Here is a 25,837-nt window from a genome sequence, read left to right as displayed (position 1 = left end):
AAGCTCAGTTCACCAAGGGGGACAACGCGTTCCCCGCCAGGGTGATCATCCCCGGGACATGTCCGTTGGAAATCATGTTGATGGTGATGCCGTCGATGCCGACCTCGAGCACCCGGGTCTTGATCTGCACGGCGACTTCTTCGGGTGAGCCGACAAAGAACCGGTCCGTGGCCTCGGCCCACTTTTCGGCGCCGACATCTTCGGCGTCGAGTCCGCGGGCTTTCATCATGTCGACGAGGGACTCGCGGGCCTTGTCGCCGTCCGGGTCGAGGATCACCGTCGCCAAAAAGCTCGTCTTGAGCGTGCTGCGATCACGGCCGACCTCTTCGCAGCGCTTGGCCAGCGCCTCCAGCTTGCGCGGTAGTTCATCTGCAGCCGCAATGATGTTCAGATGCTGGGCATAGCGCGCCGCCAGCCCGAACGTCTTCTTCTCGCCACCACCACCGAGCATGATCGGCAGGTCGGTACGTAGTTGTGGGTGGTTACGGGTGCCGTGGGCCTGGTACCACTTGCCGTCGAGTTCGGGCTTGTCGCCGCGCAGCATCGGCTCGATGATCTGCAGTGCCTCCTCCAGACGCTCGAACCGCTCGGTGAACGTGCCGAACTCGTAACCCATCTCGTGGTGCTCGAGTTCGTACCAGCCGGCACCGATTCCGAGGATCGCGCGGCCGCCGCTGATCACGTCGAGCGTGGTGATCGTCTTGGCGAGCATCGCCGGATTGCGATAGGTGTTGCCGGTGACCAGGGTCGACAGATTGATCTTCGACGTTGCGGTCGCCAGGGCACCCAGGGTGGTGTACGCCTCGAGCATGGGTTCGTCCGGATCTCCGATACCCGGCAATTGGTAAAAATGGTCCATCACCAAAACCGTGTCGAAACCGGCACTTTCGGCTTCCTGGGCCTGCGCGATGACCGTCGGGAACAATTCGTCGACGCCACCGGGGTAGGTGAAATTGGGGATTTGATAACCGAGTCGAATGCTCATGCATCAACAGTACGACTAGCGCCGATCCTCCGATGGGTTACGAGCGCAGCAAAGGTGAGAGCGGTCCCGGCCACCGCGCAGGTCGCGGCGGTCACCGCCAGCGTGGTGATGCTATGGGCCCACACCACGATGATCACGATCTCGGCCACCAGGACCACCCAGCTCAACGCGGCCACCAGGGTGCGGTCGGCGGCGATGGCGGCGAGCAGGCCCACCTGCAGAATCGACAGGGCGCTCCCGGTGAGCGCGAACACCCACAGAATCGGGACCACCGGGCGGTACTCGTCGCCGACGAGGACCGGGACCAGTGGCGCGCAGATGGCGGCGCCTGCCACCACCACCGCCCCGATCCCGGCCAGCCAGATGACCGCGGTCTTCAACGCGTCGCGGGACTTCGCGGAATCGGCGAACTGCGGGAACAGCACCACCCCGATCGCCTGCGGTAGCCAGAATGCAGCTTTGGTCGCGATGGTTCCGAAGGCATAGACACCGGCATCCTGCTCCCCGAGCACCGGCCGGGACAGCAGCAGGTCGGCGGACGACAGTGCGATGAGGACCAGCTGTACCTGGGAGGCCCGCAGCACCATGCTCAGTGCCAGCGCCTGGGCCGACTCGCCAGGTGATGCCGGGACCGCGTCGGTCCGCGTCACCGCAAACCAGACCCCCGCGGCGGCGAGCGCGGCGCCACCGGCGGTGGCGGTCAGCGCTCCGGCAGCGCCACCACCGGCCGCCAGGATCACGATGCCCGGCACGGTCCGCAAGATGCCCACCGCGGCCAGCACCCAGGACAAGATCGAGAAGTGTTGCCGCCCTTGCAGAATCCCCTGGCCGGCGGCGATCAGGACCAGCAGCGGGGCGGTGGCGAACGCGGCGATGGTGGCGGCGAGTCCGGTATCGGCGATCGCCATCATCACCGGAACCGCGATCACAGCTGCGATCAGCACCGCGGCGGTGGTCCGCAGCGTGATCGAGACCAGATCGGCAGTTGCCCGGCCCCGCACCACTTCCCGGGCGATCACCACCTGCAGTGCCAACGCCGGGACACCGAGGATCAGCATCGCCTGGAGCAGGACCGCGAACTCGCCGTAGTCGCTCTCGGTCAGCCAGCGGGCAGCAGGCAGGTGGATGAGGTATCCGCAGATGTTGGCGACCATCGTGCCGACCGCAACACCCCCGACACCAGCCATCCGATTCGCCATGGCGTTCAGTGTCTCAGGACCACCTCGACCCGCGACGAAGGGCCGGTCTCATGCGTCTTCGGAGGAATTCGCGCCACCTGCCTGCATACGCGCCGGTTGCAACGGGCGCGAACGCAGGTAAGTGGCGCGGATTTGCGGTCGAGCCGTGGTCCGCAGCCGGGCCCGCTGGGCGATCCAGACGAGCAGACTCAACACGACTGCGACCAGGTAGATCCAGGCGTCGAGTCGCTCGCCGAGCAGCAATGCCGACCACACGATCGTCAGGAGGGGCTGGATCTGCTGGATCTGCCCGATCCGGGCGATGCCGCCACGGGCCAGACCGCCGTACCAGGCGAAGAATCCGAGGAACTGCGAGATCACCGTGATGTAGACCATCCCGGCGACGACGGACGTCGTCAGCGAGATCGATGCGCTCATCACCGCGACGAGCGCGACGGGTATCGACAACGGCAACAACAGGACGAGCGACCACGAGATGCTCTGCGCGCCACCGATCCGCTTGGCCACCGACCCACCGACCGCATACCCGAATCCGGCGCTGACGGCGGCCAGGAACATCCACAGGTGACCCCAGCCCAGAGCGAATCCGGCCAGGCCAGATGGACTGGTCGCGAGAAGATAGGTGATCAAGACGAGCACGCCGGCACCGGTGGCCGACCAGAACAGCCACGGCAAACGTTCACCACCCAGGAGCGCGGCAAATACCGCGGTGAGCGCGGGCAGCAGGCCGATGATGACCGCGCCGGTGGCCGAATCCATACGTTCCAGTGCCAGCGAGGAGAAGAGCGGGAACCCGACCACCACGCCCAGACCCGAGCAGACCAGCGCGGCCAGATCGCGGCGACCCGGCACGGACGCCCGCACACAGAACAGATAGGCCAACGCCAGTAGTCCGGCGAGGGCCGCGCGCAGCGCGGTCACGGTGAACGCGTCCATGCCGGCAACCGCAAGTTTGTTGGCAGGTAACGAGAAACTGAAGGCCAGAACACCCAGACCGCCGAGCAGCACTCCGGCCGGGAGAACGCCAGGTCGGCGTGCGTTATCCGATATCGCCATATCTGCCGGACTGTTATCCTTGGTTCTCATGTTCAACGATAGCGGAGTATCAGTACTTCGCGATAGTCTGCGCACGCTGATCGCCGGTAGCGGCCCCGGCACACAGTTGCCCTCGGTGCGGTCACTGCAGCAGGAACATCGAGTCTCTCCCAACTCGGTGCAGCGGGTGCTCCGCGAACTGGCTGTTGAAGGTCTGGTCGACGTGCGCCCCGGCGCCGGATCGTTCGTGGCCGCCGCCTCACCACCGCGCGCTCCCGCCGACACCTCCTGGCAGGAATCGGTGCTCGGCAGCCGCATCCCACCGGAACTGACGCGGACGCTCGACCTATGGCGCATCCCCGGCTCCGACGTCATCCGTCTCAAAGGCGGATATCTCGACGACGAGCTGCTCCCCCGTGCCGCGCTCGACGCCGCGATGGCCCGGGCGATCAAACGAACCCCGAGCTGGGGCCGTTATCCGATCGAGGGCAGCGAAGACCTACGCCGATGGTTCGCCTCCGAGATCGACGGCGTGCACGCCTCCGAGGTGATCGTGACCGCGGGCGGGCAGAGCGCGTTGTCGGTCGCCATCCGCGCACTGGTCCGTCCCGGTGAACCCGTCATCGTCGAAAGCCCCACGTACACCGGCACGATCGCCATCGCGCGCAGCCACGGCGCCGAGGTGATCCCGGTGCCGACCGACGCCGACGGGATACGGACCGACCTTCTCGCCGACGCCATCGAACGCACCGGCAGCCGACTTGTGGTGCTGCAGCCCGCCTTTGCCAATCCCAGTGGTGTCACGCTGTCCCGATCCCGGCGCGAGGACGTTCTGGCCCTGGCACAACAACATTCGCTGTTTGTCCTGGAGGACGACTACGCCCGCTACCTGGGCATCGACCACGAGCCACCGCCGCCGCTGATCAGCGCGGATCGGGGCGGCCATGTGGTGCATGTCCGTTCACTGTCCAAACCGGTGGGACCGGGCTTACGGGTTGCCGCACTGTGTGCCCGGGGTCCGGCGCTGGCCCGGCTGCGGGCGGCGAAGACCCTCGACGACTTCTACGTCTCGGGCCCGATCCAGGAGACCGCCGTCGAGTTCCTGAATTCTCCGGCCTGGCCGCGGCACAATCAGCTGGTCCGCCGCACTCTCGGGCAGCGCCGGGACGCCCTGGTCGCGGCCATGACCCGGCTGATCCCGCAGGTCGGCATTCCCGCCGTCCCCCATGGCGGCATCCACCTGTGGGTCCGTCTGCCCGCAGGCATCGACGATCGCGACGTCGCGGCCGCCGCGTACGCCGAGGGTGTCCTGGTCGGCGAGGGAACCCCCTGGTTCCCGGCCGGGTTCGATCACTCCCATCTGCGTCTCACCTATGGCGAGACACCGGCTCCGATGATCGGCGAGGCGGTGACCCGATTGGCCCGGGTGCTGCCCCCGTCCTGATCTGGTGTCACCCGATCCGGTGTCCGCTCATGGGTCCGTTAGGGTCCGTTCATGACCCGCCGGCACTGGATCACGCTGTGGCTGACCAGCGCCACGCTTTCGCTGGCGATCACCGCACCCAGCTTCCGACCCGGCTACCTGTTGATCGCGGACATGGTGAGCACGCCCCGTTCCCATCTCACCGATTCGGCGATGGGTCTCGGTGTCGGTGCCCCGCGGGCGGTGCCGCAGGACTGGTTCATCGCGATGGTCTCCCACGTGGTCGACGGCGGGATCGTCGTGAAGGTGCTGACCACGCTGGCACTGGTACTTGCCGGCGTCGGCTACGGCCGGCTGGTGCGGCTTGCGCTGCCGGGGGCAGGTCTGCCCGGCATGCTGGTCGGCGCCACGATTGCCGTCTGGAATCCCTATGTCGCAGAACGCCTTCTGCAGGGACACTGGAGCTTATTATTCGGCTACGCGGCGGTGGGCTGGATCTTTGTGTGCGCCAACCGGGTTCGTCGTCGCGCAGATTTCACCGGCTGGTCGATGCTTGTCGCCTGGCTGGCCGTTGCGGGGCTGACGCCCACCGGCTCGATGCTCGCCCTGTTCACCCTCGTGGCGGCGTTGGTGGTCCCCACCGCGATCGGTGACCCGGGTCGGCGTGCTCTGCGAACCGGGGCGGTGGCACTGGCACTGTGGGTCTGCTCGGCATTGCCCTGGATCATGGCGTCGCTACTGGGATCCGGCACTGCCACAGCCGATCCGGGATCGGTATCGGTGTTCGCCGCCCGAGCCGAACCCGGCTTGGGCACGGCGGGTTCGGTGCTGGGGCTCGGCGGTATCTGGAATGCGGACGCGGTTCCGGCCAGCCGTACCTCCGCCTGGGCCGCGGTTGCCACGGCACTGCTGTTGATCGTCGTCGCCGCAGGGCTACCGACGCTGTATCGCCGTCGGCGTAATCCGGTGGTGTCAGGCGCTGCCTGGCTCGCCGTGACGTCGATCGTGTTGATCAGCCTGGCCGCGACGGATCCGGGTATTGCGGTTTTGGAGTGGGCGGTCGACACCGTTCCGGGCGCGGGATTGCTCCGCGACACCCAGAAGTGGGTTGCCCTGGCCGTGCCCTTCTATGCGTTGGCCGCAGCGGCAGCGGTACAGGCGTTGGGCCGATGGGTCCCACGGGCTTTCGCGGCGGTGGTGGTCGCAGTGCTCATCATCGCACCGCTGCCCGACCTCGCGTGGGGAGTGGGCGACAAGCTCAGCGTGAGCACCTATCCCGATGATTGGCAGCAGGTCGCCGACCTCATCGGAGCCGACGAGGGTGACGTACTGCTGCTGCCGACCGGCATGAACCGGCTCTACGACTTCACCGGCCACGTCTCGCTCGACCCCGCGCCCCGGCTGCTACGCGCCGACGTGTTGCAGACCGGCGAACTGGTCGTCGGCGGCGCGGTTGTCGACCGCACCGAGTCGCGGGCCACCGACGCGGAATCGGCGTTGCGAGCGGGTGCCCCACCCGAGGAACTCGCAGAACTCGGTGTCGGATGGGTGCTCGTCGAGGGGCAACTCGACGCCGACGCAGCGGCGCAGCGGACACTGGCCGCTGCGACCGAGGTCTTCTCCGGTTCCGACCTGCAGCTCTACCGGATCGACAATCCCCGGACGTTCTCCGCCTCGACCGTGGACCGGCTACTGGTCTGGAGTGCCCACCTGTTGTGGATTGTGCTGATCGCCAATGGCTTTGTGGTGATTGTGTTGCAATGGGCGCACCGATCAAGCCGCCGGAAGAAGGTCAGCCAGTGAACGACATCGAAGCCATCAAGCAGGTCAAGTACCGCTACCTGCGGGCACTGGACACCAAGGCGTGGGACGACTTCGAAAGCACCCTCACCGACGATGTCACCGGCGAATACGGCGAGAGCCTGTCGTTCAGTGACCGCACCACCCTGGTGGACTTCATGCGATCCTCGGTAGGGCCGGCGGTGATCACCGAACATCGCGCCGATCACCCGGAGATCACGGTGGACGGCGACGAGGCGACCGGTCAGTGGTACCTACAAGATCGGGTCATCGTGGCCGACTTCAACTTCATGCTGTTCGGCGCGGCCTTCTACAGCGACCGGTACCGTCGGACCGCGCAGGGCTGGAAGATCTGCGCCACCGGATACAAGCGCACCTACGAGGCGACACTCTCACTCGAAGACATCCCGAGCTTCAACTGCAAACCTGGAGCGGCACTCAATCTTTGACGAGTCCGGAGATCGGCTTGCCTGCCACTGCCGCGGCGAGTACCTGATCGACACCGGCTGCGGCCGCCGCCCACGAGTATCCGCCTGCGCGCTCGCGCGCCTTGTTGCCGAGATCGTGGCACCACGCCGGTTCGTCGAGTAATCGCTTTGTCACAGTGCCGAGTTCGTCGATGTCGTCGACCAGCACCCCGGTGACGCCATCGACGACAGAGTCCGTCAGACCACGCGACGACCGGTAGCCGATGGTCGGGACGCCGTATCCGGCGGCCTCGATCACCGCCAGACCCCAGCCCTCGGTGCGCGAGGGCATCAGGTGCACCGCGGCGCCGGCCAGGAGTTGATGCTTGCGCTCCTCGCTGACATGTCCGTGGAACACCACCCGATCGTCGATACCGAGTTCGGATGCCTTGGCCCGCAGTTCTTCCGACCACCATCCGTCGCCGATCACATCCAGCATCACGTCGGGGTGGGTCACCGAGATCCGGGCCATCACCTCGAGGGCGTGTTCGATCTGCTTGTGCGGCACCAACCGCGACAACACACAGAGGCGGCGCGCATCGGTGTCGACCTGATCATCAGGCACGGCAACGGGCGACGGATCGGTTCCGGCACGCACCACGGCCACCCGGTCGGCGTCCACACCCATCGACACCAGATCTTCCGCCGACGGCAGGGAGACCGTCAGATATTGCGCGTCACGATGGACCCGCGGCGACAACCACGACTCGATGAACCAGCCGACCTTGCCCATCAACGCACCGGCCACCGGCCACTGCCGCTTGTGGCAGTGATGCACCAGCACCACAACCGGCGCCCGGCTCACCAGGCGCGCGAAGAACGGGATCCCGTTCTGGGTGTCGATCACCACGTCAGGGTTGATCCCGGCCAGCGGGCCACGGCCGATACGTGCGGCCAGGATCGCCGCCATCGCGCTCGGGTACACACTCAGGCGCCCACCACCCCGCGACACCGTCATCCCGGCCCGCGACTCGGTGGCCGGAGCCCCCGGATAGCCCGCGGTCCGCAGCGTCACCTTCACGCCGCGACCGGCCAGTTCGGCGCCGACCCGTTCCAGGTAGCGCTCACTGCCCCCACCCTGCGGATGGTCGCTGTCGCGCCAACACAGCAACAGCACCTCACGCAGAGGTGCAACAGGTGTGCTGTCGTCGTTGGTTTTCACTTCAAGACAGGGTAGCGGCCGCGCCCGGCAACCCACCACCCGTATCCTTTGGCCGGTGAACGCTGCCACTTCCCGAGCGCAGAAGCGGGCAACGTTGCCGCGGTCGGCTGCTCTGCTGAATCATTTCCGGTACGAACAGCCCGATCCGGACCGGTTCTACGGTGCACTCGCCGACGACTCCGTCGAGCTCATCGAAGCTCTGCATCAGGACGTCAACCACGCCGGACTCGATGGACTGACCGTGCTCGATGTCGGCGGCGGCCCCGGTTACTTTGCCGAGGTCTTCCGATCACGCGGTGCCGATTACGTATCGGTCGAACCGGACCCCACGGAGATGCACGCGGCCGGGCTCCCCCAGCGGGCCAGTGTCCGGGGCTCGGGCATGGCGTTGCCGATCTTCGACGACAGTGTCGACATCTGCTACTCGTCGAACGTGGCCGAACACGTGCGTGATCCGTGGACGATGGCGCAGGAGATGCTCCGGGTCACCAAACCCGGCGGACTGGTGCTGCTGAGCTACACACTCTGGTACGGCCCGTTCGGCGGCCACGAGATGGGTCTGACCCACTATTTCGGCGGAGCGCGGGCAGCTCGCCGGTACACCCGCAAACACGGGCATCCCCCGAAGAACCTCTACGGCACGTCGCTGTTCAAGGTCACCGCGGCCGACGGCCTGCGCTGGGCCCGGTCGGTTCCGGCCGAGCAGGCCACCCTGCTCGCCGCGTTCCCGCGCTACCTGCCCGGCCGGATGTGGTGGGTGATGCGGGTACCGCTGGTACGAGAGTTGTTGGGCAGCAATCTCGTCCTGATGCTTCGGAAGAACTGACCGGACTGTCGCCGGAAAATGCACCAAGCCCCCGCACCGGGATACGGCACAGGGGCTTGGGCACAGCGGATCAGTGATGACCCACTGCCCGAGATGGCTATTCGGCGATCGCCTCCAGCGGTTTGGTCTTGGCCGCCCGCGACGCCGGCCACAACGCGGCCGCCACACCAACGAAGGCCGCCCCGATCAGGGTGATGATGATCAGACCCGTCGGCAGAACCGGATCTCCCAGGCCCCAGTACCGCAGGGTCCGCACCAGCGCCCAACCGAACGCGACACCGAGCACCACACCGAGTACCGCACCGAAGATCGCGATGAGCAGCGATTCGACGTAGATGGTGCGGCGCACCTGCGAGCGGGCCATACCGATCGCCCGCAACATACCGATCTCCCGTTTGCGTTCGATCACCGACAACGCCAGGGTGTTCACGATGCCGAGCACCGCGATCACCAGCGCGAGGCCGAGCATCGCGTACAGCACGCTCAGCATCTGATCGATCTGCGACGACTGCTCGCCCTTGAACTCCGACGGCGTCTGGACCTTCACCGTCAGGTAATCGGCGGTGACGTCCTCGATCCGATCGCTGATCTGGTCGACGTCGGCGCCCGGCGCTGTCTTGATCGCCGCGAACACGTCCTGCCGCAAGGCTTCCGGGACCAGCCTTTGATAGGCGTCACTACCCATGGCCCACGGATCGATCAGTGGGTTGTCTTCGAAGATGCCGGTGACCGTCACCGGGACAACGGTTCCGTCATAGTTGCTGAACTCTATGACGTCACCGACCTCGAAGCCGTTCTCCTTGGCCACGCGCTCACTGAAGATGATGCCGTCCGGCTCGATCGTGGTCGGACCCTCCACCATCTTGTAGGGCGTCACGGAGTACATGTCACCGATCGGCGAATAGCCGAACACCGAATCGCCGTCGGCCTCCGCCTGGATCGCACCGAACGACACCACGGACTCGACGCCATCGATATCTTGGATCGCCTCACTCACCAAGGGAGAGAAGCCACTTCCCTGCGAACCCGAGACGATCAGGTTTGCGGTCAGTCCGGTGTCGATCGCGTCGTCGATGGTGCCCTTGAAAGTCGAACCGAGGGTACCGATCACCGCAACCAGCATCAGCCCCAGCGTCAGCGCGAAAGCTGTTGCCGCAGTGCGCCTCGGGTTGCGGACCGCATTGGTCCGGGCCAGCTGCCCGATCTTCCCGAACGGCCGGGCGAGCACCGCGCCGAGGACCCCGACCACCGGCCGCGACAGCGCCGGAGACGCGAAGACCACCGCGAAGATCATCACCAAGGCGCCGAGGCCGACCGTGGCGGCCGCATTGCCGCCCTCACGGGAGGCGCCGACGGCCAGCAGCACGATCGCGATGATCCCCAACACTATTCCGATGATCGTGCGCACCTTCAGCGATGCCTGACCGTCGGTCGCGCTCTCCCGCATCGCCTCGACCGGCGACACCTTGGAGGCCCGTCGGGCCGGCGCATAGGCACTCACCATCGTCACACCGATACCCACCACCAGGCAGGCGATGATCGACGACGGGCCGACCTGCAGCGACGTGCTGGGCAGACCGGTGGATGCCGTCAGTGCCCGCAGCAACGCCGCGATACCGATGCCGGCGGCCAACCCGACCAGCGCGCCGATCAAACCGACGACGAACGCCTCGAGCAACACAGACCGCGTGACCTGTTTCCGGCTCGCGCCAATCGCCCGCAGCAGAGCCAACTCTCGCACCCGCTGCGCCACGATCATCGAGAAGGTGTTGTAGATGATGAACGTTCCCACGATCAGACCGATGGCAGCGAACGCCAGCAGGATGTAGTTGAAGACATCGAGGAACTGGTTGACGTTGTCTTTCTCGTCCTGCCGTACCTGGTCGCCGGTACGCAGCTTGTAGTCGTCGCCGAGGAGACCGGCGACCCGCGACTTGAGTTCGTCAGCACTGACCCCTGGCACCGCCTGCAGATCGATCGCCTGCACGTGCGAACCATCCGTGAACAAATCCCGCGCCGTCGACTCGAGGAACTGCACATTCGTGAAACCACTTGTGGCGCCGGGAACATCGAGGATTCCGACGATCGTGACCTCCATCGGCGCATCGCTACCCCGGCTGGTCGCGACCTTGGTGGTCGAACCCACCTCGAGGTCGGCGTCCTCGGCGGACGACTTGTTGAGGGCCACCTCGTTCGGCGCCTCGGGTGCGCGCCCCTCGATGAGGTCGCTCTCGACATCCGACAACCGCTGATCCGGCGGCACGAAGGCGCTGCCGATACTCGGCGCACCTCCGGTCTGCAACGCCTTGCCGTCTTTCTTGGCGATGGTTGCCGGCCCCGAATACGTGGGCAGGATCTTGGCGATACCGAGTTCGGACGTGTTGTCCTGCAACTGGGTCAGCACTGAATCCGGGACGCCGGAGGAGTTGGAATCATTGGGCGAGACCTGGGTGTCCACCCCGAGCGCGACCTTGTCGAAAATGCCGTCGAAGGCCGACGAGATCGTCGCGGTGAAGACCATCGACCCGGCCACGAAGGCGGTACCGAGAACCACCGACAAAACTGTCAGGACGAGTCGGAGCTTATGTGCCGCAAGATTTCTCAACGACACCTTTTGCATGGTGTTCGAGGCCATCACAGCTCCCGGGGAGCTTGCGCGAAGCCTCCGGTCGACGGGGTCTCGTCGAGGTTCTTCATGTATTCGAAGATCTCGTCGGCGTCGGGGTTCCGCAGTTCCTGCACGATCTGACCGTCGGCGAGAAAAATGACGCGATCGGCGTAGGAGGCCGCCCGCGGATCGTGGGTCACGATCACCACGGTCTGGCCGAACTCACTGACCGAGGCCCTCAGGATGCTGAGCACCTCGCCGGACGAACGGGAGTCGAGGTTACCGGTCGGCTCATCACCGAAGATGATCTCCGGGCGGCCGACCAGTGCACGCGCACAGGCGACGCGCTGCTGTTGCCCACCGGACAGTTCGCTGGGACGGTGGTCGAGGCGATCGCCGATGCCGAGGCGACCGATGACGGTGTCGAACCACTCCTGGTCGGGCTTGCGACCGGCGATGTCGATCGGCAGCGTGATGTTCTCCCTGGCGGTCAGGGTGGGCACCAGGTTGAACGACTGGAACACGAATCCGATCCGATCGCGACGCAGCATCGTCATCTGCTTGTCCGAGAGTCCGGACAGATCGGTGTCGCCGATGCTCACCGAGCCGCTGCTCGCGGTGTCGAGGCCGGCCAGGCAGTGCATGAGCGTCGACTTGCCCGAACCCGATGGGCCCATGATCGCGGTGAACTCACCACGTACGAAGTCCACGGAGACGCCCGCGAGCGCGACCACCTGGGTGTCGCCGCTGCCGTACACCTTCCTCAAATCGGTCGCGCGGGCTGCAACTGCAGTCGGTGGGGCAGTCATGTTCTGGCCTTTCTCGATGTCGGTCAGTGGTGCACAAGCTCTGGCGTCGCAGGTGCCGAGACGGGTGGACACGTGCGGAAATGATGCCGGTAGGTCGGGCAGTACAAATAGTGACTGCTGCGGCGCCTCCGAATCATCGGGGACCACCCTGATCTTTCCCCCCACATCCTCACCCGGCCCGCCGTCGCGTCCGACCTCGATGCGTCCTGACAAGTTAAGGACGACCCGATCATCACACGCAACCGATTAACGATCCACCCCAATAATGCACAAGCACCTACAGGCTGTGCCTGTAGGTGCTTGTGCGAAAACAAAAGCGTCTGAGGAATCCTCGGACTACTTGGCGCCCAATCGCTGCTTGAGGGCGTCGAACTCATCTTGGAGACCGGTGGGCAGCTTCTCGCCGACGAACTTGAACCACTCCTCGATCGACGGGATCTCGCCGAGCCATTCGTCGTTGTCGACCGCAAGGGCCTCGGCGACATCGGCCGCGGAAACGTCGAGTCCGTCGAGGTCGAGCGACTCGGGGGTTGCCACGATCCCGATCGGGGTCTCGACACCACCTGCCTTGCCCTCGATGCGTTCGACGATCCACTTCAGCACGCGGCTGTTCTCACCGAATCCTGGCCACAGGAAGCGCTTGTCGTCGCCACGACGGAACCAGTTGACGTAGAAGACCTTCGGCAGCTTGGACTCATCGGCGTTCTTGCCGAGGTTGATCCAGTGATTCAGGTAGTCGCCCACGTTGTAACCGAGGAACGGCAGCATGGCCATCGGATCGCGGCGGATGGCACCGACGGTGCCCTCTGCCGCTGCGGTCTGCTCGGAGCCGACCGTGGCGCCCATGAAGACACCGTGCTGCCAGTTACGGGCCTCGGTGACCAGCGGAACCGTGGTCTTGCGACGACCACCGAACAGAATCGCCGAGATCGGCACACCCTGCGGATCGTCCCACTCGGGAGCCATGATCGGGCACTGCGCCATCGGCGTGCAGTACCGCGAGTTCGGGTGCGCCGCCGGGGTGTCCGAATCCGGGGTCCAGTCGTTGCCGCGCCAGTCGAGGAGGTGCTTGTGCTCGCCTTCGAGACCCTCCCACCAGATGTCACCGTCGTCGGTCAGCGCCACGTTCGTGTAGAGCGTGTTGCCTTCTTCGATGGTCTTCATGGCGTTCGGGTTGGAGCTGTAGTTGGTGCCGGGTGCAACACCGAAGAAACCGAACTCTGGGTTCACGGCGTACAGCTGGCCGTCCTCGCCGAAACGCATCCAGGCGATGTCGTCGCCAAGGGTCTCGGCACGCCAGCCCGGGATCGTCGGCTGGATCATCGCGAGGTTCGTCTTGCCACAGGCGCTCGGGAACGCGGCCGCGATGTAGTAGGCCTTGTTCTCCGGGCTGATCAGCTTGAGGATCAGCATGTGCTCGGCGAGCCAGCCCTCGTCGTGCGCCATCGCCGAGGCGATCCGCAGCGAGTAGCACTTCTTGCCCAGCAATGCGTTGCCGCCGTAACCCGATCCGAAGGACCAGATCTCGCGGTCCTCGGGGAAGTGGGTGATGTACTTTTCCGAGTTGCACGGCCACGGCACATCGTCCTGACCGGCTTCGAGCGGTGCGCCAAGCGAGTGCAGCGCCTTGACGAAGAACCGGTCCTCGCCGAGGGCGGCAACCACGTCGGGGCCGACGCGGGTCATGATCCGCATCGAGAGCACCACGTAAGCGGAGTCGGTGATCTCGACACCGAGCTTCGGGTCGTCCGAGCCGAGCGGGCCCATGCAGAACGGGATGACGTACATGGTGCGACCGCGCATGCTGCCGCGGTAGAGGTCGGTCATCGTGGCGCGCATCTCGGTCGGATCGACCCAGTTGTTCGTCGGGCCGGCGTCGACCTCGTTCTTCGAGCAGATGTACGTCCGGGACTCGACCCGCGCGACGTCAGCGGGGTCCGAGTGGGCCAGGAACGAGTTGGGCTTGCGCTCTTCGTTCAACTTGGTCAGGGTGCCCGCCGCCACCAGCTCTGCGGTGAGGCGATCCCACTCGGCGTCGGAGCCGTCAGACCAGACAACCTGGTCGGGCTGGGTCAGTTCGGCGATCTCCCGCACCCAGGCCAGAAGCTCTGAATGCGAAGTGGGAGCGCTGTCGGGGTCCAAACCAGGAATTGTCGCTGAAGTCATTGTTATCTCTCCTGCTGGTGACCGGCCGGTGTCGGTAACGCCAAGGTGTGCGTCTGCGCCGGTCAGCCCCTCCGTGGGGTGCGTTGTCAGGGTACTTCGACCGCACCCGATCTGGTCAATCGGGTGCGTGCGTTACGGCACATCTCATCACGCGAAGTGATCAAATACTTAGTCGAAGTCCAAGTTACAGCTGTGACAATAATCGCGAAATCGGCTATTCGAGCGTACCGCTGTCCGCAAGAATTCACGGGCCGCTCGGTAATTTCGCACGTTAGGCGTGGTCTCGACCACCTGGCGCCGGTTTTGTCCATCATCACCCCGGCCACTGTCATCTGGTTTTCGTGAGCGGAAGTCGTCAGGTAACCGTCGCACCGACGGTATGCGGGAGTCGCCGCCAGGAGTTGAAAAAAACAGCAATCGGAACTTACTTCATGCAACTAAACTTATTTAGTTTTTATGACCCGGATATCAACTTTTCCGCACACCGAACAATGCCTTTGTTGCACAAATGACCTATTCGAGCCGACCGCTGTCGGTGGCCGTCCATTGGCCGCTGGCCGGATCAAGTCTCGACGTCCGGTAACCACCGTCGCGGTGGACCTCGGTGATCAGATCGACCTGCCCGTCGCGATCGCTGTCGGTGTACACCGTCATCCCCTCGGGTCCGGTGCGCGTCAGCGAGTCGGCCACACCGTCGGCGTCGGTGTCCAGATCAGCGGGACCGAGGTCCCACACCCTGTCGTTTTCGACGATCCACAGGTTGTCGTAGGCGTCGCTACTCACATCGAGGTCGGGTGTGATCGCGGCGACCGGGTGAAACGCCGGTCCCCGATCCACCGGATCGTCACAGAACTCGGATCCGAACTCGCCGTCCATCTCATCCACCCCCGTTGTAGTGGTCTGCGTGTAATCGTCTTGGGGTCCGGACCCTTGGACGTATCTGACCGGTCGCTGGTTCCGTGGCGGTGAAATCAGTGACCGATGGCGACCAGAACCTCGTCGAGCCGGTCGCGAGCATCCACCGCCGCAGCGAGTCGACGCAGGTCACGCTCGCGCGCTTCGGGTGCCGCGCGGCGTCCGGCCCGAATCTGTGCGTCGAGTTCGGACACCCGGTCGGAAACCGTCTGCGCGCGACGCTCGTAGAAACGCGCCAACCGGCCGCCTATCACCGATTCGGCGGCCTGCACCTGCCGCGAGACATCCTGTTCGATACGACCCCGCGTGGTGGCAATCGCTTCACCCGCCCAGCCGGCCATGGACGTGCGTAGCGCCGACAGGCGGCGCAACCGCACCAATCCGACCGCGATCGCCGCCCCGAGCAGCAACGTCAGCGGCATCGCAATCCACTGCAACGTGTGGACGGCAGAGAGCGGCATGACAAGCAGTCGCCCCAGGCCGAGTCCGGCCGAGGCACCGAAGACCACCAACAACGCCTCTTCCACACCGCGGCGCTTCGGAGGAGTCGGTGGCAACTGAAGGGACAGGGGAGGTCGGGCCGGCGGCGGTCCCACCTCTTCGAGTCCGAGAAACGCCCGATGTTCGAGTGCACTGCGGTCCTCGTCGAAGCGCTGTTGTGCCCGATCCCGCAGGGCCGTCAGCCGGCCCGAGAGCCACTGCGCGAAATCTTCGGTTTCCGATCGGCCCAGCGCGGCCGCGCGGGCGGTCGCATCGCTCGACAGGTCGCGGGCGGCTCCATCGAGTTCGGTGAGCACCGCGGCCCGGATCTGATTCGCGCCTCCGCGTACTGCCGCCAACCTGTCGGACCGGCCACGATCGCGGGACGCGATCACACTCGTGCGCTGCACCAGCAGATTCGCGGCCGGATCGGCGCGCTCTGTCGCGAGTTCGGAGATGAGGTGGTCGAGGTGACGTTCGGCTTCGAGGGATTCGAGTCGTTCCGGACGGGCCGGGCCGTTGATCTGGTCGTGCAGCCACTCGATCAATTCGTCGAAACCGGATTCGGCCCGGTACCCCGCCAGCGCCGCGGCCGCCGACACGGCGAAGATCGGCATGCGGCCATCGGGGTCGACGATGCCCCGATTGACCTTCAGCAGGGTCGGCCAATCCCAGTGGGCGTCGATCTTGTTGCAGACCACGGCCACCAACGGCGCGAACTCACCCAACCGGCGCACCACCTCGACCTCTGTGTCCGATACCCCGGACGACGGATCGAGGATCAGCAAAGCCACCGCTGCCCGTCGTCCCGATTCAGACCACTCCCGCGCCGATACACCGTGGTCACCGAGCACCCTCGTCACCGATGTGACCCCGACTTTTCCGGTGCCCCCGACCACCACATCGGTCGCGTCGATGCCGGCAAGGCCGCTTCCCGTCAGCTCGGCGACCTCGGCGATCACAGATCGCATCTGCATCACGTCCATATGAATTCCTCCCCTACCGCACCGGCGAGCACCGACCCCGACAACAGATTCTCGATCTCGTCGCGCAGAACACCCTGCGCGGCAAGGATTTCCAGCTCTGCGGCCACCCGGCGTAACCGCACCGCCGGAGCGGCTGACGCAAAGGCCCCGAGCGGCCCCACCAGCGCGTCGAGCCCGCTGCGCTGTGTGAGCAGCTCGGAGAGTTCTTCAGCCGAGCAGCGCGCGTTGGTCAACACCGCGATCGTGGCGGCGATGCCGTAGGCGTCGAGACGACGCAGCAGCGCCATCCGCTGCAGCCGCTGACCCGGTCCGCCTGCGTCGATGAACGTGGCCTGCATCGGCGGCACCTGTTCGCCCGCCGCGGCCATCGCCGCCAACTGGTCGATCTCCTCGTCACCGAGGTCGGCGATCGCCAGCAGCGGCATCACCGGTATCACCGGCCTGCGCAGTTCCTGTGCGCACTCGGCGGCCCGGGCACGCGCAGCAGGCCACGACCCCAGACTGTCCGCCTTGCCGAGCAGCACCAGGCTGCGTCGGGGATCGTGACCCGCCAGTGCCGCCACATCATCGGCCCGGGGCCAGCCCGCAATCACGTGGAGCCAGGCGTCGGCGTCACCGGCGTCATCGCCGGGGCCGATCGGGCTGACGTCGAAGCGGCGACGCAGCGCCCCGGCGAGCGTGTCGCGGCCGGTACCGAAGCGTCCGGCGACCGCGACCCGCAGCGGACCGCGCAGTTCCGAGACCGCCCGATTCAGGTCATCGGCTCCCGATACCCGCGCAGACAACGCCTCCAGCCGAACCGTCAGATCGGCATACGCCGCATCCCCGACTCGCAGATCTGATTGATCCAATTCACCCTCCCGAGGAAAAACCCGCCGCCAACAGGTCAGACGCGCCCCGCGACGCTATGGTTCCGGTCACTTGCAGATAACAATCAGCAGGTGGTTGGTCAACCCCTGCTGTCACATCCGTGCCGAATGCGGGACTATGGGCCGGTGACCAGCCCACGCTCGAACCCGAATGCGGACACCGACCAGGGCGTCGATACCGAATCCGACGTCGCCGCCCTGACCCGATCGGAGCTCGCCGAGACCTCCGACTCGGCTGCCGATGACGCCCAGCTCCGCGAACGCGCCCGGCTCTATCCCCGCGTGACCAGCTTCCGGACGCGGCGCGGCAGTCTGACTCCGGCACAACAGGCCAACTGGGAGCGTCTGTGGCCAAGCGTGGGTCGTGACGTCAGTGAAACCGACCAGATCGATCCCGTCGCCTGGTTCGGCCGCAGCGCACCCCTCATCCTGGAGATCGGGTGCGGAACCGGCACCTCGACAGCGGCGATGGCGGCGGCGGAACCCGAGAACGACGTCATCGCGGTCGATGTCTACCGACCGGGCATCGCCCAGCTCGTCGGCGCGGTCGGCCGGGATGAACTGGAGAACATCCGGATCATCCGTGGCGACGCCATCATCGTCCTGAAGAACATGCTCGCACCGGCATCGCTGACCGGGGTCCGGGTGTTCTTCCCCGACCCGTGGCCCAAGGCCCGGCATCACAAGCGACGACTACTCCAACCGTCGACCATCGAACTGATCGCCGACGTCCTGAGGGACGGTGGAGCACTGCACATCGCCACCGACCACGCCGATTACGCGGAATCGATCGCCGAGGTCCTCGCCGCGCAGAGCCTGCTTGTCCCGACCGACGAGAAGGTGCCGTTCTCCACGCAGCGCCCGGTCACCAAGTTCGAGGGACGAGCCGCAGTCGAAGGTCGCCCGGTCACTGAGTTCGTTCTCACACGGGTGCCCCGATGAGCCCCGCGTCGTACGGCGATGACGCCGCCCGCGGACCCGACAATTCGGTTGCTCACACCATCTCGGGGGCCAGCCAGGAATCGCGGGTCCTGCTGATCTGGGATGCGCCGAACCTCGACATGGGGCTCGGTTCGATCCTCGGTGGTCGTCCCACCGCAGCTCACCGCCCCCGCTTCGACGCGTTGGGCCGGTGGCTGCTCAATCGAACCGCGGAGATCTCCGCATCGGTGCCACGGATTGCCGCCGAAGGTGAGGACCGCCCCAAGACCGGGTACTCCCCGATCCCCGAAGCAACCGTCTTCACCAATATCGCCCCTGGTACCGCCGAAGTGGTCCGCCCGTGGGTCGAAGCGTTGCGTAATGTTGGTTTTGCTGTTTTTGCCAAGCCCAAGGTCGATGAAGACAGCGACGTGGACTCGGACATGCTCGACCACATCGAGCTGCGTAGGCACACTGTGGGGCTGGCCGGTCTGATCGTCGCATCGGCGGATGGACAGGCCTTTCGGGAGCTGCTGCTCGATGTTGCCTCCGATGGTGTGCCTGTTCAGGTGCTCGGGTTCCGGGAGCACGCCGCGTGGGCACTGACGTCGGAGAGTTTGGAGTTTGTAGACCTAGAGGACATCCCAGGTGTGTTCCGCGAGCCCTTGCCGCGGATCAATCTGGATTCGCTTCCCGAGGAAGGCGCCTGGTTGGCTCCCTTCCGGCCGCTCACAGCGTTGCTGTCCGGCCGCCAGAACTGAAAGCAACTATCCACAGTGGTGTGCAAGCCCGGTCCGCGATGTGACCAACTATGTGCCGATGAGAATCTGCGCGACCACAATGACGGCCTGAGTACAGAAAGGACGCTGCGGTGTTTGGTGCCATAGGCAACTTCGTGTACCGGATGCGCTTTGCGGTCATCGCGGTGATGGTCGCGTTGATGGCCGGTCTCGGTCTCTACGGCCTCGACCTGAACAAGCATCTGAGTCAGTCCGGCTGGTTTGATCCCGGCTCCGAGTCCGTCGCGGGTTCGCAGCTGCGTGACGAGATCCTCGGCCGCGACCACAAGTCGGACGTGATCCTTCTGGTCACGCCGCCTGCCGGGACCACGGTCGACGATCCCGCCTTAGGGGCCAAGGTCGAGCAGATCGTCGAAGATCTGGTGGCGCAGTATCCGGACATCATTGATCGCAACGATCCCGGCATCATCGATCCGTTCACCGCGACGACCAACGAGTTCCAGAAGGGAGCTCAGCAGCAGATCCGGGACCGTCTGTTCGATGATTCTCTGCAGCACGCCTTCGTCAGCATCGGCATCCGCGGTGACGATGACACCACGATCCTGAACAACTACAAGACCGTCGCGCCGTTCTTCGACGATCTTGCGGAAAAGTACGACCTACCGGGCACCACCTTCGAGCTGGCCGGGTTGCAACCGGTTTCCGGCGCGATGTCGGCAGGCATGGACGAGGACATCAAACGGGCGGAGATCATCGCGCTGCCGCTGGTTGCGGTCATGCTGTTCTTCATCTTCGGCGGTGTCATCGCCGCCTGTCTACCGGTGGTGGTCGGCGGTCTGACGATCGCCGGCTCACTCGGCATCATGAAAATCCTGGCCCAGGTCACCGAACTGAACGTCTTCGCCCAATCGGTGGTGACGCTGATCGGGCTCGGCATCGCCATCGACTACGGATTGTTCATAGTCAGCCGGTTCCGGGAGGAACTCGCGGAGGGCTATGACACCCCGAGCGCGATCCGGAGAACCGTGATGACCGCCGGACAGACGGTCGTCTTCTCGGCGACGATCATCGTGGCCGCGCTGGCCTGTCTGCTGATATTCCCGCAGGGCTTCCTGAAGTCGGTGGCCTACGGTGCCATCGCGTCGGTCACCCTCGCCGCGGTCTGTTCCCTCACGGTCCTGCCCGCGATCCTGTCGATCCTCGGTCCGCGGATCGACATGTGGGGCTTCTCCTTCCTGCGCCGGACCAAGACCAAAAAAGAGGTCGAGGACGGTTTCTGGGGCAAGCTCGCCAGTTGGGTCATGCGGCATCCGCTCAAGACCGCGATCCCGGTGGTCTTACTGCTCCTGGCCCTGATCATCCCGTTCGCAGGCATCCAGTTCGGCGGCATCACAGAGAAGTACCTGCCGCCGAACAACGACAACCGCATCGCGCAGCAGCACTTCGACGAGTTCTTCCCCACCGAACGCACCGAAGAGATCAAGCTCGTCGTCCTCTACGACCCCGAGAGCAACGACGACGCGGCCAAACTCCAGTCAATCGCCGACCAGGCCAACGAGATACCGGGATTCACCAAGGAGTTCACCCTCGACGGGGCACTCGCCGAAGGCAATCTCGTCGAGATGTCGGCAGGCCTGATCGACATGAACACCGCCGGTGAGGCCGTCGAAGAACTCCGGGCGATCGACACCCAGGGGCTGCAGATGTACGTCGCCGGAACCCCGGCGCTGACCCAGGATTCGATCAACGCGTTGCTCTCCGATCTGCCGTTGATGGTGGTGATGCTGATCCTTGTGACCAGCCTGCTGATGTTCCTGGCGTTCGGCTCTGTGGTCTTGCCGATCAAGGCAGCGCTGGTCTCGGCATTGGGACTCGGTGCCACGCTGGGCATCCTGACGTGGATCTTCATCGACGGGCACGGTTCATCGCTCGCGAACTTCACTCCTGGGCCGCTGATGTCGGCCGTCCTGGTGTTGATCATCGCGATCATCTACGGCCTGTCCACCGACTACGAGGTGTTCCTGCTCTCCCGCATGGTCGAGGAGAGACAGAAGGGCGCCAGCACCACCGAGGCGATCAGACGGGGCACAGCGCACACCGGGCGCATCATCACCGCTGCCGCCGCGATCCTGGTGGTGGTGACCGGAGCGTTCGGTTTGTCGGAGATCGTGATGATGAAGTACATCGCATTCGGCATGATCGCCGCGCTGATCCTGGATGCCACCATCATTCGCATGCTGCTCGTCCCGGCGATCATGAAGCTGCTGGGCGACGACTGCTGGTGGGCTCCACAGTGGATGAAGAAGGTGCAGGAGAAGATCGGGCTCGGAGAGACGATCCTCGACGACGACATCGGTGCCGGACGGTCGGCTCAAGTCGCCCGCGGCGACCGCAGTGCGGGAACCGTTGTCGCCGAAGCACCGACGTCGGCCTTCCGTTCGCAGTCGACCACCGACCGCAAACAACCGGTCGCGGTTGGTGCCGCTGTCGGCCCCACCCGGGCGTCCGGCCCCATCAATCGGCCACCGCAGAGCCCGCGTCCACCGGTCCCACCGACCGGTGCGGGACGTGGTGGCAGCCAATCCGATCCGGATCGGCCGTCGGGTCCCCGACAGCCGCAGGCACCTGGGTTCAGCACCGTGACACCCATTCGGAGTGGCCCGAATCCGGCGTCGATACCCACCGGCCGGATGCCCGCACCGCGGACCGACTCCGGTCCGGTACACCGCCCCGAGCGGCCGTCGGAGCCTCCGGTCAGCGGACCGATCCGGCGTTCACCGAGTCGTCCGGCACCCAATTCCGATCCGGTGGTCCCCCGGACACCCAGTCGGGGTGATGCCCGCAGGAACGGGCCCGACACCGGCGGCTGGAGTCTGGGTGCAGGCGGTATTCGTTTGGGCGGCACCGATGGCCCGGCCACCAACGGTTCCGGAGCCGGCCCGTCCGTGCCCACAAACGGCACTGCTGTCGGGGGGTCCGAACCGAGCCGTCAGCCGGGTCGTCCACCCCGTCCGCAGCCGATCCAGCCCGGTGGCACGACCGGGCCGAACAGTCGGCCCGTCGAGCCGCGCAACCCGAGTCCGGGTCCGCGCCCGGTTCCGGCAGGCAGGCAGGATCCTTCAGGTCGTGGACCCACCACGACGAGCCCGTACGACGGCGAGCAGAGCAGCCCGTTGCGGCGTCGGCCGGAGCTGGGATCGCAGAGCGGAGCACCACTGATCGCGTCGCTCAATCCGGAGCAGTCGGTACCGCCGAGGAACCCGGAGCAGTCGGCTCGGCCACGGAACCCTGAGCAGCCGGTACCGCCGAGGCGGAACGGACAGCCGCCAACTCCGGCACCGCAACAGCCGCAGCCGCAGCCGGAAGACGCTGAGTCGCAGGACTCTTCATCGAGTGGACGGCGGCGCGCCCGCGGTCGGGGTGACGGACAGATCAGCGTCCGCGATCTTCTCCGTCGCGGCAACGACTCCGACAACTGACCGAAACCCAACGACAGGCCGGCCGTTCATCGAACGGTCGGCCTGTTCTGGTTTTTGCGATGTTCTCCGCCATTCCTACGGCGAGATTCCCTAGTGCGACAGTCGTTTCGGCAGCAGTAACCCAATCAACCCGGCAGTGCCCGCAACAGCGGCGAGGACACCGAAGTTCAAGGCCCAGTTGGTCGACGACTCCGACAGCAACAACCCCATCAGGGTCGCACCGGTGGCCGCAGTCAGTTGGACCGTGATGAACAGCGACGTGGTGGCCTGCGGCACCGCGCTTTCCGGAACCACCCGGTAGACGTTGGAGAAGGTCGGTGAGGCAACCGACCCGAAGGTGACGCCGATCAGCACGTACAGAACCAGCAACACCGGCAGCGCGATCCCGTCGATGGTCAACGCCACCAACAGCATCAGCGCCGCCGTGAGCACACCACCGGCGAACACCAGCGGGCGCGGGCCGATCCGATCGCTCAGTGCGCCGGAGACACTCATGCCGAACAACAGTCCGATGCCAAGGGACGCGACGATGATTCCAGCCATCGCCCCGTCTCGCCCGAACTCGCTGCGGGCCAACTCTGGCAACATCACCAATTGCGAATACATGATGAAGCCCACCATGGCCATCACGCCGAGACTCGCCGCGTAGCCGCGCGATCGGGTGAGCATCCGGAGGTCGATCACCGGCTTGGGTGTACGAAGCGCGTGCCACACGTAACCCGCCAGCAGGACGACCCCCACAAGCGCGGGAACCATTATCCGCCAGGGCGATCCGCTCCCCGACTGCTCTACCGCCAGGAGCAGGGCGGCAAAGCCCGGAGACAACAGCAACAGGCCACGGATATCGGGTCGGCCGGCGGCGCCCACGTCCCCGGGAACCCGTTTCGGAAGCAGCGTGACCGCACCCACCAGGATCACGGCACCGATCGGTACGTTGATCCAGAAGATCCAGTGCCAGGTCTCCGGATCACTCAGGAAGCCACCGAGCAGCGGGCCCGCGATGGGCGCAAAATTGATCACCAGCGAGAGCAAGCCCATCACCTTGCCCATGCGTTCCTTGCCGGCAACCGCCGCCGCCAGGCTCAGCGACGTGGGTTCGAGGAGCCCACCACCGAAACCCTGGATCACCCGGAACGCGATCAGGCTCTCGATCGACCAGGCCGCTGTGGTCAACACCGAACCGGCAACAAAGAGCATCAGCGCACCGACGATCAGCTTTCGCCCGCCGATTCTTTCCAGCAGCCAGCCCGAGATGGGCAGCACCAGCGCGGCCGCCAGCAGGTAGCCCGAGACGACCCACACCACCGACGTCATCGGTGCATCAAAAGACTCGCCGAACTGGTCGAGAAGGGTGGTGACGGCGGAACCGTCGAGTACGGCCATGAAGGCGGCGAGCGCCAACAAACCGATGATCAGCATCGGAGCCTTTTCAGGCGTCCCGACCTCAGGCTTCTCCACGTTGACGGTCATGCCTGCCAAACTAAACTACACCGTTTAGTGTAGTCAAGAGTTCGGTGCAGGTAGAATCTGGAACCATGACATCCACGCAGGTCACCGGCGAGCAGTCCGGGGCCCGGCGGCTGCGCCCAGACAAACGTGAGGCCATCCTGCGGGCTGCGGGTGAGATCTTCGACATCGAGGGATACGAGCGCACCAGCATCGACGCGGTTGCGGCCAAATCAGGGGTATCGAAGCCGACGATCTACAACCATTTCGGCAGCAAAGAACAGCTGTTTCGTGATCACATCGCCTTCACCGCCCAGGTACTGAACGTCCGGGCCACCGAAGCCGTCCACGAGATCGATCCCGACTGCAGGCAGTGGCGGCAGGTCCTGACAAGGGCCGCCCTCCAATTGGCCGAATGCCAGCGCAGCCGCTGTTCCATCTCACTCAACCGACAGCTGCACGCGGCGGTCGGCCGAGACCCGTCGGTTTATCAATACGTTCTCGACAATGCCGCCGCGCCGGTGCTCGCCTTACTGGCGGACAAGCTCGCCCGGCTCGGCGAGGCCGGCCACCTGTCGGTCCCCGACCCTGACCTTGCCGCCCGGCAATTCCTTGCCCTCATCAGCGCCGAACTACCCGAGATGAGCCGACTGGGGACAGCCCCGATCAACGACGACGACTTCACGCGGGCAGTGACTTCCGGCCTCGATGCATTCTTGCGGGCCTACGCGCGCTGACCGGTATCCTCCACCGGGGCAGAGCGATCCCTCGTGCCGAGCAGTTTGTCGGAGAGCCTGGTGATCGGCCCGGCGGCGATCAGGCTCAGGACCGGCCACAGCCCGAGGCGCGGGATCGCGATCGCGACTCCCATCGCCAGGAGAATGACGATGACGGGCAGCACTTTCGACAAGACCTGACTTGCGGTGACACCTGGGCCTGTCAGCAATCCGGCACGCGCCAGAATCATCTCTTCGACGCGCGTCATGATCATCGTGAACGCAACCGTGCCGAGGTAGTAGGCAATCGCCCCCCGATCACCCGAGGATGCGGACACATAGAGAACGGTGGCCAGCGGTATGTTCACCACACCCGCCAGCCACATCAGGTTCACCCGCAGGAGCAACGGCGTGTATCCGGTCGCGCGTTCGAACAAACGGTGGTGATCCCGCCAAAAGGCACCGATCACCGCGAAGCTCACGGCGGCGGCGATGAGCCGGGAATGGTTGTCGGCGAGAAAGTCTGCGACCGACGCCCCGTCGAGGTCGCGCACTTCGTCGACGAGAGGCAGCACCACGAGGGTGATCGCGATGGCCAGGACGGCATCGGTGAAGAACACGAGGCGGTCAAGCCCCTTGTCGGTCCCTACTGGGTCGGCAGTCACCTTCTCGAAGCTAGTCGCTTCTCCGGGCGTTCGCAGGGGGCCTTCTGACCACAAAACCCCACCCGCTCCAACCACATCCACATCCACATGATGCAACGTGTGGTTCGGGCTGGAACGGGTGGATTCACGGATTCCGCAGG

General features: G+C 65.4%; 20 protein-coding genes. 8 read left to right on the top strand and 12 right to left on the bottom strand.

Translation table 11 applies throughout. The features are described 5' to 3' along the window. Window positions 1-4 precede the first annotated feature (4 nt). From AC1D75_RS05440 to AC1D75_RS05430, 3 genes are read right to left on the bottom strand one after another with little or no spacing between them, the layout of a single operon-like run. Window positions 5-985: an LLM class F420-dependent oxidoreductase gene (locus tag AC1D75_RS05440; protein WP_495514268.1), complete on the bottom strand. Its 981-nt coding sequence runs from the start codon at window positions 983-985 to the stop codon at window positions 5-7. Next, on the bottom strand, window positions 982-2,172 hold the full coding sequence (locus tag AC1D75_RS05435) for a polysaccharide biosynthesis protein (RefSeq protein WP_495514267.1): 1,191 nt from the start codon (window positions 2,170-2,172) through the stop codon (window positions 982-984). Before AC1D75_RS05435 ends, AC1D75_RS05440 begins: the two co-directional genes overlap by 4 nt. Window positions 2,173-2,232: 60 nt before the next feature. Continuing rightward, entirely contained in the window at window positions 2,233-3,270 is a 1,038-nt protein-coding gene (locus AC1D75_RS05430) for a DMT family transporter (RefSeq protein ID WP_495514266.1), read from the bottom strand. Here AC1D75_RS05430 and AC1D75_RS05425 point away from each other — a divergent pair. The 3 genes from AC1D75_RS05425 to AC1D75_RS05415 are packed head-to-tail and all read left to right on the top strand — an operon-like array spanning window position 3,269 to window position 6,891. Next, on the top strand, window positions 3,269-4,663 hold the full coding sequence (locus AC1D75_RS05425) for an aminotransferase-like domain-containing protein (protein ID WP_495514265.1): 1,395 nt from the start codon (window positions 3,269-3,271) through the stop codon (window positions 4,661-4,663). The two genes, AC1D75_RS05430 and AC1D75_RS05425, sit on opposite strands and share 2 nt — an antisense overlap. Window positions 4,664-4,714: 51 nt before the next feature. Then, a complete protein-coding gene (locus AC1D75_RS05420) occupies window positions 4,715-6,445 on the top strand; it encodes an MmpA family trehalose lipid delivery protein (protein ID WP_495514264.1) in 1,731 nt (576 codons plus the stop codon). Beyond that, window positions 6,442-6,891, top strand: coding sequence for a nuclear transport factor 2 family protein (locus tag AC1D75_RS05415; RefSeq protein ID WP_495514263.1), 450 nt, complete (start codon window positions 6,442-6,444; stop codon window positions 6,889-6,891). Before AC1D75_RS05420 ends, AC1D75_RS05415 begins: the two co-directional genes overlap by 4 nt. On the opposite strand, the gene AC1D75_RS05410 is transcribed toward AC1D75_RS05415, so the two are convergent. Continuing rightward, entirely contained in the window at window positions 6,881-8,035 is a 1,155-nt protein-coding gene (locus AC1D75_RS05410) for a glycosyltransferase family 4 protein (RefSeq protein WP_495515989.1), read from the bottom strand. The two genes, AC1D75_RS05415 and AC1D75_RS05410, sit on opposite strands and share 11 nt — an antisense overlap. A 91-nt stretch (window positions 8,036-8,126) precedes the next feature. Here AC1D75_RS05410 and AC1D75_RS05405 point away from each other — a divergent pair, with 91 nt between their 5' ends. After that, window positions 8,127-8,897, top strand: coding sequence for a class I SAM-dependent methyltransferase (locus AC1D75_RS05405; protein ID WP_495514262.1), 771 nt, complete (start codon window positions 8,127-8,129; stop codon window positions 8,895-8,897). A gap of 97 nt (window positions 8,898-8,994) precedes the next feature. Here AC1D75_RS05405 and AC1D75_RS05400 read toward each other — a convergent pair whose 3' ends face one another. The 6 genes from AC1D75_RS05400 to AC1D75_RS05375 form a co-directional block, all read right to left on the bottom strand. Beyond that, entirely contained in the window at window positions 8,995-11,532 is a 2,538-nt protein-coding gene (locus AC1D75_RS05400) for an ABC transporter permease (RefSeq protein ID WP_495514261.1), read from the bottom strand. After that, window positions 11,532-12,314, bottom strand: coding sequence for an ABC transporter ATP-binding protein (locus AC1D75_RS05395; RefSeq protein WP_495515988.1), 783 nt, complete (start codon window positions 12,312-12,314; stop codon window positions 11,532-11,534). Before AC1D75_RS05395 ends, AC1D75_RS05400 begins: the two co-directional genes overlap by 1 nt. A 336-nt stretch (window positions 12,315-12,650) precedes the next feature. Further along, entirely contained in the window at window positions 12,651-14,480 is a 1,830-nt protein-coding gene (locus AC1D75_RS05390; protein ID WP_495514260.1) for a phosphoenolpyruvate carboxykinase (GTP), read from the bottom strand. 513 nt (window positions 14,481-14,993) lie between these two features. Next, window positions 14,994-15,356: a DUF6802 family protein gene (locus tag AC1D75_RS05385; RefSeq protein WP_495514259.1), complete on the bottom strand. Its 363-nt coding sequence runs from the start codon at window positions 15,354-15,356 to the stop codon at window positions 14,994-14,996. 95 nt (window positions 15,357-15,451) lie between these two features. Further along, window positions 15,452-16,861: a hypothetical protein gene (locus tag AC1D75_RS05380; protein WP_495514258.1), complete on the bottom strand. Its 1,410-nt coding sequence runs from the start codon at window positions 16,859-16,861 to the stop codon at window positions 15,452-15,454. Further along, window positions 16,852-17,712 (bottom strand): hypothetical protein, encoded by an 861-nt coding sequence (locus tag AC1D75_RS05375; protein ID WP_495514257.1) that lies wholly within the window; start codon window positions 17,710-17,712, stop codon window positions 16,852-16,854. Before AC1D75_RS05375 ends, AC1D75_RS05380 begins: the two co-directional genes overlap by 10 nt. 126 nt (window positions 17,713-17,838) lie before the next feature. On the opposite strand from AC1D75_RS05375, the gene trmB reads away from it, so the two are divergent. The 3 genes from trmB (at window position 17,839) to AC1D75_RS05360 (ending at window position 22,870) form a co-directional block, all read left to right on the top strand. Further along, window positions 17,839-18,672, top strand: coding sequence for a tRNA (guanosine(46)-N7)-methyltransferase TrmB (gene trmB / locus AC1D75_RS05370; protein WP_495515987.1), 834 nt, complete (start codon window positions 17,839-17,841; stop codon window positions 18,670-18,672). After that, entirely contained in the window at window positions 18,669-19,412 is a 744-nt protein-coding gene (locus AC1D75_RS05365) for an NYN domain-containing protein (protein ID WP_495514256.1), read from the top strand. The genes trmB and AC1D75_RS05365 overlap by 4 nt, the downstream gene beginning before the upstream one ends. A gap of 110 nt (window positions 19,413-19,522) precedes the next feature. Continuing rightward, a complete protein-coding gene (locus AC1D75_RS05360) occupies window positions 19,523-22,870 on the top strand; it encodes an MMPL family transporter (RefSeq protein ID WP_495514255.1) in 3,348 nt (1,115 codons plus the stop codon). Window positions 22,871-22,960: 90 nt separating this feature from the next. Here AC1D75_RS05360 and AC1D75_RS05355 read toward each other — a convergent pair whose 3' ends face one another. Beyond that, the gene (locus tag AC1D75_RS05355; RefSeq protein ID WP_495514254.1) at window positions 22,961-24,340 is read right to left on the bottom strand and encodes a DHA2 family efflux MFS transporter permease subunit; all 1,380 of its coding nucleotides are present in this window, start codon (window positions 24,338-24,340) and stop codon (window positions 22,961-22,963) included. A 65-nt stretch (window positions 24,341-24,405) separates the two neighbouring features. On the opposite strand from AC1D75_RS05355, the gene AC1D75_RS05350 reads away from it, so the two are divergent. Further along, complete coding sequence (locus AC1D75_RS05350) at window positions 24,406-25,053, top strand: TetR/AcrR family transcriptional regulator (RefSeq protein WP_495514253.1); 648 nt, start codon at window positions 24,406-24,408, stop codon at window positions 25,051-25,053. Here AC1D75_RS05350 and AC1D75_RS05345 read toward each other — a convergent pair. Next, complete coding sequence (locus tag AC1D75_RS05345) at window positions 25,041-25,697, bottom strand: TMEM175 family protein (RefSeq protein ID WP_495514252.1); 657 nt, start codon at window positions 25,695-25,697, stop codon at window positions 25,041-25,043. The two genes, AC1D75_RS05350 and AC1D75_RS05345, sit on opposite strands and share 13 nt — an antisense overlap. Between the last annotated feature and the right edge of the window lie 140 nt (window positions 25,698-25,837).

Source organism: Williamsia sp. Y712, assembly GCF_059445525.1.
The sequence above is the reverse complement of the archived record's forward strand: the minus strand, read 5'-3'. Positions and strand labels throughout refer to the sequence as shown.